Genomic DNA, 13,881 nt, shown 5'->3' on the forward strand with positions numbered 1-13,881 from the left:
GGCCGGCGTCAGCTCCCTCGGATGCGCCGGGACAGCTCGGCGGCCGCCTCGCGCACCCGGCCGGCCAGGGCATCCCACTGTTCGGGCGGCACGTTCTCGCGCGGGAAGGTGATGGCGATCCCGGCGGCGGGCCAGCCGGCGTGGTCGCGCACGGAGACGGCGACGGACGCGAAGCCCGGCGTCACGTCGCCGTCCTCCGTCGCGTACCCGCGCTCGCGCGCGTCCACCACCAGCCGGCGCAGCTCGGCGTAGGAGTGCGGGCCGGCGCCGGTGCGGTCCTCGAAGGCGTCGCTGTCCGGGTAGAGCGCGCGCAGCTGCCCGGGAGGGAGGGACGCGAGCAGGGCGCGGCCGCTGGCCGTCAGGTGAGCGGGCAGGCGAACGCCGACGTCGGTGACCAGCCGCGGCCGCCGCCGGGCGCGCTCCTCCACGATGTAGACGACGTCGCGGCCGTGCAGAACAGCGATGTGCCCGGACTCGCCGAGCGCATCCACGAGCCCGGCGACGATCGGTCGGCCGAGCCGGCTGAGCGGCTCCTGACGCGAGAAGGCGCTGGAGAGCTCGTAGGCGGCGACGCCGAGGCCGTACCGCCTCGCCTCCGGGAAGTGCAGCACGAACCCGTGCTCGACGAGCACCGTGAGCAGGTGGTAGACGGTGGAGCGCGGCAGGCCGAGGGCGGAGGCGATGCCGGCAGCGGGGACGGGGCCGCGCTGTGCGGCCAGGTGGCCGAGGATGCGCAGAGTGTTCTCCGCGGCCGGGACCTTGCTCGGCATGGGCTGCATCGCCTCCTCCCGATCGCGGCGCGCGCCGCGAGCGCGTTGTCTGGAATCCCGGACACGGATGAGCGTACCTCCCGCGCGCGGACGACGCTCCCCGGCGCATGATCGGAGCATGCTCGCCACCACCACTGAGATCACCGTCGGCGCGACACCGCTCACCATCGCGGATGTCGTGGCGGTCGCCCGCGAGGGCGCGCCCGTCCGCCTGGACGCCGCGGCGCTGGACGCCGTCGACGCCTCGCGCGCGATCGTCGAGGCCCTCGCCGACGACGTCGAACCGCACTACGGCATCTCCACCGGCTTCGGCGCCCTGGCGACCACGTTCATCCCCGCCGAGCGCCGCGCCCAGCTGCAGGCGAGCCTCGTCCGCTCGCACGCGGCCGGGTCCGGACCCGAGGTGGAGCGCGAGGTCGTCCGCGCGCTCATGCTGCTGCGCCTCGCCACGCTGATGACCGGGCGCACGGGCGCGCAGCGGAAGACCGTCGAGACGTACGCGGCGCTCCTGAACGCGGGGATCACGCCGATCGTCCGCGAGTACGGCTCGCTCGGCTGCTCCGGCGACCTCGCCCCGCTCGCGCACTGCGCGCTCGCCGCGATGGGCGAGGGCCAGGTGCGCGTGGACGGCGAGCTGCGCGATGCGGCGGACGCCCTCGCCGCCGCGGGCATCGAGCCGGTCGTGCTCGCCGAGAAGGAGGGCCTCGCCCTCATCAACGGCACCGACGGGATGCTCGGGATGCTCTCGCTCGCGCTGCACGACCTCGCGACCCTGCTCACCACCGCCGACATCGCCGCGGCGATGAGCGTGGAGGCGCTGCTCGGAACCGATGCCGTCTTCGCCGACGACCTGCAGCGGCTGCGTCCGCAGGCCGGTCAGGCGGTCTCCGCCGGGAACCTGCGCAGCCTGCTCGCCGGATCCCCGCTGGTGGCGAGCCACAAGGGCCCGGAGTGCACGCGCGTCCAGGACGCCTACTCGCTGCGCTGCGCACCGCAGGTGCACGGCGGCGCACGCGACACCGTCGCGCACGCGAGCCTGGTGGCCGAGCGCGAGCTCGCCTCCGCGGTCGACAACCCGGTGCTCACGCTCGACGGCCGGGTGGAGTCGAACGGCAACTTCCACGGCGCACCGGTCGCGTACGTGCTCGACTTCCTCGCGATCGTCGTCGCGGACGTGGCGAGCATGTCCGAGCGCCGCACCGACCGGTTCCTCGACCCGGCCCGCAACCAGGGCCTGCCGCCGTTCCTCGCGCACGAGGTCGGCGTGGACTCCGGGCTGATGATCGCGCAGTACACGGCGGCCGGGATCGTCTCCGAGCTGAAGCGACTGGCGGCGCCCGCGTCCGTCGACAGCATCCCGTCGTCGGCCATGCAGGAGGACCACGTGTCGATGGGATGGGCGGCCGCCCGCAAGCTGCGCCGCGCCATCGACGGCCTCGGCCGCGTGCTCGCGATCGAGCTGATGACCGCGGCGCGCGGCGCCGAGCTGCGCGCCCCGCTGCGCCAGGGGCCGGCGACGTCGGCGGTCACCACGGCGCTCCGCACGACGGTCCCCGGCCCCGGGCCGGACCGGCACCTGTCCCCCGAGATCGAGGCGGCCGTCGCCCTCGTCGCCTCCGGCGCCATCCGCGCCGCCGCCGAGACGACCACCGGCCCCCTCGCCTAGCCCGTCCACACCCCACCCAGCCGTCGAGTACGCAGAAGATCGCCCCGAAACCGCCGAGTACGTAGACAATCCGCGTACTCGACCGTTGCTCGAGAGAGGACCACACGAATGCAGGGAGCACGAGAGGTGCGCGCACCGCGCGGCACCGAGCTGAGCGCGAAGAGCTGGCAGACCGAGGCGCCGCTGCGGATGCTGATGAACAACCTCGACCCCGAGGTCGCCGAGCGCCCCGACGACCTGGTCGTCTACGGCGGCACCGGTCGCGCCGCGCGCAGCTGGGAGGCGTTCGACGCGATCGTCGCCACCCTGCGCGACCTGGAGCCCGACGAGACCCTCCTCGTGCAGTCGGGCAAGCCGGTCGGCGTCTTCCGCACGCACGAGTGGGCGCCGCGCGTGCTCATCGCCAACTCCAACCTGGTCGGGGACTGGGCGACGTGGCCCGAGTTCCGCCGGCTGGAGGCGCTCGGCCTCACCATGTACGGCCAGATGACCGCGGGCTCCTGGATCTACATCGGCTCGCAGGGCATCCTGCAGGGCACCTACGAGACGTTCGCCGCCATCGCCGACAAACGGTTCGACGGCAGCCTTGCCGGGACGCTCACCCTCACCGGCGGCTGCGGCGGGATGGGCGGAGCGCAGCCGCTCGCCGTCACCCTGAACGGCGGCGCCGTCCTCATCGTCGACGTCGACCGCACCCGCCTTCAGCGGCGCGTGGACCACGGCTACCTGGACGAGCTCGCCGACGACCTCGACGACGCGATCGCCCGCGTGACCGCGGCGAAGGACGAGCGGCGCGCCCTCTCGGTCGGACTGGTCGGCAACGCCGCCACCGTGTTCCCCGAGCTTTTGCGACGCGGCGTCCCGATCGACATCGTCACCGACCAGACCAGCGCCCACGACCCGCTCAGCTACCTGCCGGAGGAGATCGGCGTCGCGGAGTGGCACGAGCGCGCCGAGGCGGACCCCGAGGCGTTCACGATCGCCGCGCGCCTCTCGATGGCGAAGCAGGTGGAGGCGATGGTCGGCTTCCTGGATGCGGGAGCCGAGGTCTTCGACTACGGCAACTCCATCCGCACGGAGGCGCAGCTGGGCGGCTACTCCCGCGCGTTCGCGTTCCCCGGCTTCGTTCCCGCGTACATCCGCCCGCAGTTCGAGGAGGGTCGCGGGCCGTTCCGCTGGGCGGCGCTCTCCGGCGACCCCGCCGACATCGCGGCGACCGACCGGGCCATCCTGGAGCTGTTCCCTGACGACCACAAGTTGCGCCGCTGGATCACCCAGGCCGGCGAGAAGGTCCACTTCGAGGGACTGCCAGCGCGGATCTGCTGGCTCGGCTACAAGGAGCGCCACCTCGCCGGCCTGCGGTTCAACGAGCTCGTCGCCTCCGGGGAGGTCAGCGCCCCGATCGTGATCGGCCGAGACCACCTCGACTCCGGTTCCGTCGCCTCCCCGTACCGCGAGACCGAGGCGATGAAGGACGGCTCCGACGCGATCGCCGACTGGCCGTTGCTGAATGCCCTGCTGAACACCGCGTCCGGCGCCACCTGGGTGTCGCTTCACCACGGCGGTGGCGTCGGGATCGGCCGCAGCATCCACGCCGGACAGGTGATCGTCGCGGACGGCACCCCGCTCGCCGCGCAGAAGATCGAGCGGGTGCTCACCAACGACCCCGGAACCGGCGTGATGCGCCACGTGGATGCGGGCTACGAGCACGCCGCCGAGGTCGCCCGCGAGCGCGGGCTGCGCATCCCCATGCAGGGCGGCGCCATCTGATGTCCCGCGCGACGCTGCTGACCGGGATCGGCGAGCTCGTCACCCTCGACCCTGAGCATGCCGGTCCGCTCGGCATCGTCGCGGACGCGGCGCTGCTGGAGGTGGATGGCCGGGTCGTGTGGACCGGCCCCGCGTCGGCGGCGCCCCGCGACGTCGACGAGGTGGTGGATGCGGGCGGCGCCGCCGTCATCCCCGGGTTCGTGGACAGCCACACCCACCTCGTCTTCGGCGGCGACCGGTCCGCGGAGTTCGAGGCGCGGATGGCCGGACGGCCGTATTCCGCCGGAGGCATACGCAGCACCGTCGCGGCGACGCGAGCCGCGTCCGAGGGCGAGCTGCGGTCCCGTCTCGCCCGGTTCGTGGCGGAGCTGGAGGCGCAGGGGACGACGACGTTCGAGATCAAGAGCGGTTACGGCCTCACGGTCGAGGACGAGGAGCGCCTCCTCCGACTGGCCGGCGAGGTCACCGACGAGACGACGTTCCTCGGCGCGCACGTGGTGCCGCCGGAGTATGCGGAGGATCCTCAGGCTTATGTCGAGCTCGTCACCGGGCCGATGCTTGACGCGTGTGCACCGCACGCCCGGTGGATCGACGTGTTCTGCGAGAGCGGGGCGTTCACGGTCGAGCAGTCGCGCCGCATCCTTGCCGCCGGCGCGTCACGCGGGCTCGGCGTGCGGCTTCACGCGAGCCAGCTCGGTCCCGGCGATGGTGTCGCACTCGCCGTCGAGCTGGATGCGGCGAGCGTCGACCACTGCACCTATCTGACCGACGCCGATGTGGCGGCGCTGGCGGGCTCGAGCACCGTCGCCACGCTGCTTCCCGGCGTCGAGTTCTCGACGCGGCAGCCCTACCCCGACGCGCGGCGGCTCATCGAGGCCGGGGTGCGCGTCGCACTCGCGAGCGACTGCAACCCGGGCTCGTCGTTCACATCGTCGATGCCCTTCTGCATCGCCGTGGCCGTGCGCGAGATGGGGATGACGGTCGCGGAGGCGCTGCGGGCAGCCACCCTCGGCGGCGCCGAGGCGCTGCGCCGCACCGATGTCGGCCACCTCCGGCCCGGCGCCCGCGCCGACTACGTCGTTCTGGACGCGCCCTCGCACGTGCACCTCGCCTACCGCCCGGGCGTCCCCCTCGTCGCGCGCACCCACCGCGCTCGTCCCTGACCCCGCGCGGGCCGCCGAGCACAGGAAAAGTGCTCCGATTCGGGGCGGATCGGAGCACTTTTCCTGTGCTCGCCGGCCTGGCGGCGGCGCGAGGCTGGGCGGGCGGTCAGCGGGAGGCGAGGCCGGCGGCGGCCTCGAGGACCAGGAGCGCCGCGAGGCGAACGGTGCGGGCGTCCTCGGCGTCGGCGGTGGCGTCCACCTCGGCGATGTCGAGCGAGCGCACCGCAGGGGATGCGCCGGCGAGCCGCGCGAAACGACGCAGCTCCCACGCCGCGAGGCCCCCGGGCACGGAGGCCGGGCAGCCGGGGGCGACCGACCGGTCGCAGACGTCGACGTCCAGATCCACGTGCACCGGTCCCCCTCCGGCACCGGCGACGGCGAGCGCCTCTGCCATCACATCGTCGATCGGGCGCCGGTGCAGTTCGTCGCGGTGGACGACCGTGATGCCGTACTCGGCGGCGCGCCGGCCGTACGCCGCGGAGTTGGCGAAGTCCGCGATCCCGATCTGGACGATGCGGCGACCGTCAAGTCCGGCCTCCACCAGGCGCCGCACGGGCGACCCGTTGGACACGCCGTCGCGCAGGTCGTGGTGCGCATCCAGCGTGATGAGCCCGGCATCCGGCAGGTCGTCGCCGAACGCGCCGAGCGCCGCGGGTACCGTCAGTGCGTTGTCTCCGCCGACCGCGACGGTCAGCCGGGACGCGGTGACAGCGGCACGCATCGCCGCGGTCGCCCGCGCCTCACCGTCCGCACCGTCCGGCTCGGACACGTCGCCCGCATCCACGAAGCGGAGCGCCTCCACGTCGAGGCCAGGCACGTGCGCGGAGTAGCGTCGCAGCGCCTCCCGCACCGCAGCCGGCGTCGCGTGCGCGCCGGTCGGAGAGAGCGACGTGCGCCAGGTGGGGATGCCGAGCAGCGTCAGGTCCGGACGCCCGTCCGCGGACGCGTCGGCGAATGCGGGCCAGCCCCCGGCACGCGGCCACAGGGGATCGACGGGAAGGCTCATACCGCGACGCTAGCAACGCGGCACCGACCCGGGTGCCCCTCCCCGTTCCGCACCGTCTGGCATCCCGGACAGTGCGCGACTGTCCGTCTTCGGGACGTTTGCCCGGTGCTCGAGCACCGGCAAACGTACCGAGAGGGCACACTCACGTCGCGGCGCCTACTCCCCGCGCGCGAACGCGATGCTCTCGCGGACCAGCCCGAGCACGAGCGCCAGCTCGTCGGCGTCCCGCGGCCCGTAGACCAGGATCTCGGTTCCGAAGTCGCCGTAGGCGTGCGGAACACCCCAGCCGTCCGCGCAGACCTGCTCGGCCCGTTGCCGCGGCAGCACCAGATGCAGGCTGGTGTCGTGCACCCCGTGCACGTGCGCGGGCTCGACCGGCGCCCCCGGCGCGAGGGTCGCTTCCGGCACCGCTGGCTCGTCCCTGTCCGCCACGAGCAGGGCTCGCGAGTCGACCGGGGAGACGGCGCTCCGTCCCTCGCGGATGTGCGCCAGGCGCGTGGCCTCGAACACCAGCCGCCCCCACAGCTCCGGCGACGACTGCTGCGTCAGCTGACGCTGCGGCCCCTCGGTGCTGAGCTCGGGCCGCGTGCCCGCGCGCGTCGCCGCGCTCACACCTGCGTCCCGCCAGCCGGCGCCGTGAACACCGGCGGCTCCGGTCGGGTCGCGTCGCCGTCGTCCCCGGTGCCGTCGCCCGGTCCCGGGTGGCCGCCGCGGCCGGCCGCACCGGCGTCGCCGCCGCCCTTCGCGGCCTTCCGCGCCAGTCGCCGCTCCCGTGCTCCCTCGACGAGGTTGTACAGGGTCGGCAGCACGACCAACGTCAGGATGGTCGACGAGATCAGGCCGCCGATCACCACGATCGCGAGCGGCTGCGAGATGAAGCCGCCGTGGCCGGTGAGCCCGATCGCCATCGGGGTCAGCGCTGCGATGGTCGCCAGCGCCGTCATCAGGATCGGCCGCAGACGGCGGGAGGCGCCGTGCAGCACCGCGTCCGACACCGACAGCCCGCGACGACGGTACTGGTTGACGAGGTCGATGAGCACGATCGCGTTCGTCACGACGATGCCGATCAGCATCAGAACGCCGATCAGCGAGGCGACGCCGAGCGGGATGCCCGAGACGATCTGCAGCAGGATGGCGCCGGTCGCGGCGAACGGCACCGAGACCAGCAGCAGCAGCGGCTGACGCAGCGACCGGAACGTCGCCACCATCACGATGTAGACGATGAGGATGGCCGCCAGCAGCGCGAGCCCGAGCTGGCCGAACGCATCCGACTGGCTGGACGAGACGCCGCCGATCGTCGCCGTGGCGCCCGTGGGCAGGTCCGCCGCCTTGAGCGCCTTCGAGACCTGCTCGTTGGCGGTGGTGAGGTTGTCGGTCGCGGGCGTCGCCGTCACGGTCGAGGTGCGCAGTCCGCGCTCGGTGGTGACCGTCGCCGGGCCCTTCGCCTCCTTCACGGTCGCGAGGGTGTTCAGAGGCACGACGCCCGTCGCCGTCGGGATCTGCAGCTCCGAGAGCCCGGCGACCGTGGTGGGCGGGTTGTCCGACTGCAGGTAGATCTTCAGGGTCGTGTTGTCGATGGCGACCGTGCCGACCTGCGTCGGCTGCATGGCCTGCGAGACGAGCGTGCCGACCGCCACCTCGCTGAGGCCGGCCTCCGCCGCCTTGGTGCGGTCCACATCCACCGAGACGTACGGCAGCGACGCGCTGAGGTTGTCGGTGACCTGGCCGAGCGCGGACTGCTTCTTCAGCTCGGCGGTGACCGAGTCGGTCGCCTTCTGCAGGTCGTCCTCGTTGCTTGCCGAGATGTCCACCTCGATGTCGCTGGAGCCGCCGAAGCCGCTCTGCGATGAGACCTGGATCTCGCCCTGGCCGTCGATGGCGGCGAGCTCGTCCTGAATGGTGGTCTGCAGCGCGTCCTGGTCGACGTCGGGGTCCGTGGTGATCGAGAACGTGGTGTTGCCCGCCCCGCCGGTGAAGGCGTCCCGCAGCGACGACCCGCTCGACCCGATCGAGACCTGGACCGTGTCAACGCCCTTCGTGTCCAGCAGCTTCTTCTCGACCACCGTGGCGGCGTCGTCCTTCGCCTGCAGGCTGGTGCCCGGGGCGAGCGTCTGCGTCACGGTCAGCGAGTTCTGGCCGCTGGAGCCGAGGAAGTTGGTCTTCATCAGAGGCGCGAGGAAGCCGGTTCCGATCAGGACGGCGAGCGCGAGCGCCACCGTCGTCACGGAGTGCTTCAGCGTCCACCGGATGATCGGCAGATATCCGCTCTGCAGGCGCGACGGGTGCTCCAGCTCGTCCTCGCCTGCGGCGGTCGCCTCGTCGATGGAGAGGTGCGCGGAAGCGGCGTCGTGCGCCGTCTCCTCGTGCTTGCGCGGCTTCGGCGCGCGCAGGAACCAGTAGGCGAGCACCGGGACGATGGTCAGCGCGACCAGCAGCGACGACAGCAGCGCGATCGTCACGGTCAGCGCGAACGGGCGGAACAGCTCCCCCGTCACGTCGCCGACGAACGCCAGCGGCAGGAACACCGCCACCGTAGTGATGGTGGATGCGGTGATCGCGCCGGCGACCTCGCGGACGGCGCGCACGATCGTCACGGCGCGGTCGGCGCCGGGTACGAGCTGTCTCTTGATGTTCTCGATGACGACGATGGAGTCGTCCACCACACGGCCGATGGCGATGGTGAGGGCCCCGAGCGTGATGATGTTGAGCGTGTAACCGGTTGCCCACATCACCACGAAGGTGATAAGCACACTGGTCGGGATCGAGATCGCCGTCACCAGCGTCGAGCGGATCGACAGCAGGAACACCAGGATGACGATGACCGCCATCAGCAGACCGAGCAGGCCCTCCTCGGTGAGCGAGTTGATCGACTGGGTGATGAACGGCGCCTGATCGAAGACGACGGTGATCTTCGCGCCGTCGCCGAGCTTCTTCTCGAGGTCGGAGACGAGCGCCGTCACCCCGTGCGACACCTCGACGGTGTTGGCGGACGGCAGCTTGGTGACCGCGATGGTCAGCGCGGGCTTGCCGTCGACGCGCGAGAGGGACGTGACAGGGTCGTCGGCCTTGGCCACGGACGCGACCTCGCCGATCGTGTGCGGGGTGACGACGGTGATCGCCGCGCCCGTCGCGCCGGCACCGGCCCCGGCCCCCGCGCCGGCCGTCTGCCCGGCAGCGTCGCCACCGGTCGCGCCCGCGCCGCCGGTCGCGCCAGCGCCACCGGTCGCGCCCGCGCCGCCGGTCGTACCCGCGCCGGCGCCTGCGCCCCCCGCCGCCCCGGCGCTGCTGCCGATCAGCGGGAGGTTCGCGATGTCCTCGACCGACTTCAGCTGCGATCCCGACTGGATCGTCAGCGTCTTGCCGTCCTCGGTGATCGAGCCGCCCGGGAGCAGCACGCCGTTCTGCTGCAGCGCGTCCTTGATCGCCGAGCTGCTGAGCCCCGCCGCCGCGAGCTTGGCGGGGTCCGGCGTGATGGTGATGCGCTGGCCGACCTCGCCGACCAGCTGGGCGTCGTTGACCCCGTCGACCTGCTTGATGTCGGGGAGCACGAGCTTCGTGATGTCGTCCGCGAGCTTCCGCTGGTCGGAGTCGCTGCTGACCGCGAGCTGGATGACGGGGAGGTCGTCGATGGATCCGGCGAGCACCTGCGGCTCGACGCCGTCCGGCAGTGTCGACTTGATCCGGTTGACCGCCTGGTCGATCTTCTGCTCCGCCGTCGCGAGGTCGGTGCCGTAGTGGAACTGGGCCGTGATGATCGACTGGTTCGTGCTGCTGACGGCCGTCGTCTTCTCGAGATCCGGGACCCCCTGGATCGCCGCCTCCACCGGGGTGCTGACGTCGTTGTTGACGACCTCAGGCGACGCGCCGGGGTAGCTGGAGAGCACCACGAGCTGCGGGAACGAGATCGACGGGATGAGCTCCTGCTTGAGGTTGGTCAGCGCGAGGCCGCCGAACACTGCGGCGACGATCGTCACCAGAGCGATCAGGGCACGGTTCTTCATGCTGAGAACGGCGAGAAAATGCACGGAGTTTCCCCTCGGCGGGTGTGGATGCAGGAGGCACGGCGACGACGGCGCAGCGAAAGTATCTCACCGCAGCATGAGCGTGATCCTCATGCCCAGGTACCACTTACCGGGTGGAGATCCGGTGCGAGCAGTGGGTGGAGTCGCTCAGACGACGTTGGGGAGCGCGCCGGCCTCGAAGTACGGCGCCGGCTCCGTGGCGGCCGTCGCCCACGCCCGCGCGAGCGCGACGAACGCGCGCTCTGTCTCCTCGGTGGAGTAGGTGATCGGGATGCGCAGGAAGCGCTCGAAGGCGCCGTCCAGTCCGAACCGCGGCCCCGCGGCGATCAGCAGGCCGTGGTTGCGCGCGGCGAGGGCGAGGGCCGAGCTGACCGGTGCGCCGATCCCGATCCAGGCCGCGAGCCCGCCGTGCAGGCTGGGCACGGTCCACTCCGGGAAGGTCTGCGCCACGAGCCTGCGCACGTTCTCCCGGCCCTCCCGCAGCTGCACGCGACGCTCCTCCAGGATCCCGGCGGTCTGCGGCAGCATCCGCGCGACGACCAGCTGCTCGAGCATCGGGGTGCCGAGGTCCGTCGCCGGCTTCGCGGCGATCATCCGCTGGACGAGCGGGCGGTCCGCGCGGATCCAGCCGATCCGCAGCCCGCCCCACAGACTCTTGCTCGCCGAACCGATGAGGATGACCGGCGCGGCGCCGGCGGAGCGCTCGGCGTACGCGGGCAGCGGGAGCAGCGAGCCGGGACGGTCGATGTCCAGTTCCGCCGTCGTCTCGTCGCCGACGACGATGGTGCCGTGCGCGGCGGCGGCGGCGAGCAGCCGCTCGCGCGTGGCCGGTGACATGGAGGCGCCGGTCGGGTTGTGGAAGTCGGGGATGACGTACGCGAGCGCCGGGTTGGCCCGGCGGATCGTCTGCTCGATCGCGTCCGCATCCCAGCCGTCGTCCTCCGCACCGATGACGTGCGGCCCGTCCTCCGGCGGCGTCACGGTCACCGGCACGAGGCGCGCACCCGACAGCCGGAGCGCCTCGGTGGCGTGCGGGTAGGTGGGCATCTCGACGAGCGCCCGGTCGCCGCGGGTCAGGAAGGCGCGGGCGATCAGGGCGATGGCCTGCTGCGCGCCGACGGTGACGAGAACCTGCTCGGGGTCGGTCGGGAGGCCGCGCTCGCGGTAGCGCTCGGCGATCGCCTCGCGCAGGTGCGGGAGCCCGACCGGGTCGTATCCGGAGTCCGGCAGGAAGTGCGGCAGCTCCTCCGCCGCCGCGCGGGCCGCGGCGGGGAGGGATGCGGCGGCGGGCAGCGCCGCCTTGGTGAAGTCGAGCATCCCCTCGGAACCTGCGGCGGGCAGCGCGAGGGCGGGCCCCGGCAGACGGGTGACGCTGCCGGAGCCGCGCACGCTGTCCACGAATCCGGCGTCGCGCAGCTGGCGGTAGGCCGCGGTCACGGTGGTCCTGCTGAGCTCGAGGCGGGCCGCGAGCTCGCGCTCGGCGGGCAGTCGCGTCCCGATCGGGATGCGGCCGTCGAGCACCAGCAGCCGGACGCGGTCGGCGAGCGACTGGTACGACGGGGCGGCCCCCCGCCAGCTGCCGAGCAGGGTCTCCAGCGAGCGGGCGGTGAGGTGCGCGTCGGACATGCAGGCCACTCTATGTCGATTGGACTCTTGATGGAAGGCCAATCCACCGATTGGATTGTGACCATGTCCGGCAGCCTCCTCCTCACTCGACGCATCGTGCAGCTGCTCGTCGGCCTGTTCCTCTACGGGATGGCGATCGCCCTGATGATCCGCGCGGGCATCGGCGTCTCACCCTGGGATGTGCTGGCGCAGGGCATCTCGCTGCACACCGGCATCGCGTTCGGCTGGGTGACCAATCTGGTCGGCCTCGTCGTGCTGGCGTTCTGGATCCCGCTGAGGCAGCGTCCCGGACTCGGGACCGTACTCAACGTGCTCCTGGTCGGGCCGAGCGCCCAGTTCGGCCTCTGGCTGATCCCGCAGCAGACCGTGCTGTGGGCGCAGGTGCTCGTGTTCACGGCCGGGCTGCTGCTCCTCGCGGTCGCCACCGGCCTCTACATCGGGCCGAAGCTCGGCCCCGGACCGCGCGACGGGCTGATGACCGGGCTGAACGCCCGCACCGGCTGGCCGATCTGGGCCGTCCGCACCGGCATCGAGGTGGCTGTGCTCGTGATCGGCTGGTTCCTCGGCGGCAACGTCGGGATCGGGACGCTCGCCGAGGCGCTGCTCATCGGGCCGCTATGCAGCATCACCCTCCCGTTCTTCGCCATCCGGCTCCCGCAGGCCGTCGCTGCGCCCGCGGAGCTGGAGGGCGAGCTCGAAGGCACGGCGGTGCAAGGCGCCGGCCTTCGGGACGAGCAGGATGCCGTCCGTTTCGACGTGCGAGACGGCATCCTGCTCGAGTCCGACGCGGCCACGCGCTCGCGCGGCGCCGACCGTGCCGACTCCCCGTTCGTCCGCGGTCCGCAGCCGGACCGCGCCCCCGCCGAGCCGGCGCAGCGCCCGGCGCGGGGCTCCCGCCTCATCGCGGCGCACTGGCTCGACGACCGGCTCACCGCCCGCGCCCGCTCACGCACCCGCACCCGCCGCGCGTAACCCGCGAGTACGCAGAAAGTCGCGCGAAAACCGCCGAGTACGCAGAGGATCTGCGTACTCGGCGGTTGCCATGGGGCGGGTGTCAGAGGGCGGCGGCGTAGATGCGCAGGGCGTCGCGGACGAAGGTGGCACCCTCCACGCCGCCGTAGTTGGCGGCGAAGCGCGGGTCGGCGACGTACATGTCGCCGAGCCCGGTCAGGTACGCAGCCGGTGGGCCGCCCTCGCCGTAGCCGGGAGTCGCGGGGATGTCCCCCAGCCACTCCGCGTGCCGGCGGGCGAGGGCCTGCGCCTCGTCCGAGTCCGGCGCGACGCCGCGCGCCGCCGCGTCCATCCAGTCGGCCGCGAGCGCGCGCTGGCGGTGCTGCCACGCGGCGCGCTCCGTCTCGCTCATCCCGCGCCACCAGCGGTCGGAGACGGCGTACGCCTCCTTCCCCCAGCGTTCCTCGACCTCGTCCTTGTACCGGGTGTGATCGAACCCGTCGAACATGTCTTCCGCCATGATCTGCTCTCCTTCCTCCATCGCGTGGATCGTCGACTCGACCGACGCGATCTGCCGCGCCAGCCGGTCCCGCTCCGCGCGTAACCACGTCAGGTGGTCGCGCAGCGCGGGCGCTGCATCCCGCCGATCGTCGAGCACCCGGGCCACGGCCGGGAGGCCGAGCCCGAGGTCCCGGAGCATGAGGATGCGCTGCAGCCGCACGAGCGCGTCGCGGTCGTAGTAGCGGTAGCCGTTCGACCCGACGCGCGTGGGCGGGAGCAGGCCGATGTCGTCGTAGTGACGCAGGGTCCTGCTGGTCGTCCCGGCGAGCCGGGCGATGTCCTGGATGCTCCAGTCGGCCACCGTGTCCGTCACGTCCCTCTCCTCTCCCGTGGGCTGCGCATCTCA

General features: G+C 72.6%; 10 protein-coding genes. 4 read left to right on the plus strand and 6 right to left on the minus strand.

Annotated features, from left to right (window positions below; translation table 11 throughout):
• Positions 1–8: 8 nt before the first annotated feature.
• Positions 9–770, minus strand: a complete 762-nt coding sequence (locus tag AAME72_RS04720) for an IclR family transcriptional regulator (RefSeq protein WP_348789084.1) — start codon at positions 768–770, stop codon at positions 9–11.
• Positions 771–888: 118 nt separating this feature from the next.
• On the opposite strand from AAME72_RS04720, the gene hutH reads away from it, so the two are divergent.
• The 3 genes from hutH (at position 889) to hutI (ending at position 5,369) form a co-directional block, all read left to right on the plus strand.
• Positions 889–2,436, plus strand: coding sequence for a histidine ammonia-lyase (gene hutH, locus AAME72_RS04725; protein WP_348789085.1), 1,548 nt, complete (start codon positions 889–891; stop codon positions 2,434–2,436).
• 108 nt (positions 2,437–2,544) lie between these two features.
• Positions 2,545–4,206, plus strand: coding sequence for a urocanate hydratase (gene hutU / locus AAME72_RS04730; protein WP_348789086.1), 1,662 nt, complete (start codon positions 2,545–2,547; stop codon positions 4,204–4,206).
• Positions 4,206–5,369 carry an imidazolonepropionase gene (gene hutI / locus AAME72_RS04735; RefSeq protein WP_348789087.1) on the plus strand — a complete coding sequence of 388 codons (1,164 nt, stop codon included), beginning with the start codon at positions 4,206–4,208 and terminating at the stop codon, positions 5,367–5,369. The genes hutU and hutI overlap by 1 nt, the downstream gene beginning before the upstream one ends.
• Positions 5,370–5,475: 106 nt before the next feature.
• On the opposite strand, the gene AAME72_RS04740 is transcribed toward hutI, so the two are convergent.
• From AAME72_RS04740 to AAME72_RS04755, 4 genes are all read right to left on the minus strand, one after another.
• Positions 5,476–6,375 carry an arginase family protein gene (locus AAME72_RS04740; RefSeq protein ID WP_348789088.1) on the minus strand — a complete coding sequence of 300 codons (900 nt, stop codon included), beginning with the start codon at positions 6,373–6,375 and terminating at the stop codon, positions 5,476–5,478.
• A gap of 156 nt (positions 6,376–6,531) precedes the next feature.
• Positions 6,532–6,987, minus strand: a complete 456-nt coding sequence (locus tag AAME72_RS04745; RefSeq protein WP_348789089.1) for a hypothetical protein — start codon at positions 6,985–6,987, stop codon at positions 6,532–6,534.
• Positions 6,984–10,400, minus strand: coding sequence for an efflux RND transporter permease subunit (locus AAME72_RS04750; protein ID WP_348789090.1), 3,417 nt, complete (start codon positions 10,398–10,400; stop codon positions 6,984–6,986). The genes AAME72_RS04745 and AAME72_RS04750 overlap by 4 nt, the downstream gene beginning before the upstream one ends.
• A 144-nt stretch (positions 10,401–10,544) precedes the next feature.
• Entirely contained in the window at positions 10,545–12,023 is a 1,479-nt protein-coding gene (locus tag AAME72_RS04755; protein WP_348789091.1) for a PLP-dependent aminotransferase family protein, read from the minus strand.
• A gap of 63 nt (positions 12,024–12,086) precedes the next feature.
• Between AAME72_RS04755 and AAME72_RS04760 the strand changes: the two genes are divergently transcribed.
• A complete protein-coding gene (locus AAME72_RS04760; protein ID WP_348789092.1) occupies positions 12,087–12,995 on the plus strand; it encodes a membrane protein in 909 nt (302 codons plus the stop codon).
• Between the two features lie 82 nt (positions 12,996–13,077).
• Here the strand turns inward: AAME72_RS04760 and AAME72_RS04765 are convergent, their stop codons facing one another.
• Entirely contained in the window at positions 13,078–13,848 is a 771-nt protein-coding gene (locus AAME72_RS04765; RefSeq protein WP_348789093.1) for a MerR family transcriptional regulator, read from the minus strand.
• Positions 13,849–13,881 lie beyond the last annotated feature (33 nt).

Source organism: Leifsonia sp. NPDC080035, from assembly GCF_040050925.1.
In the GTDB taxonomy this organism is placed as follows: domain Bacteria; phylum Actinomycetota; class Actinomycetes; order Actinomycetales; family Microbacteriaceae; genus Leifsonia.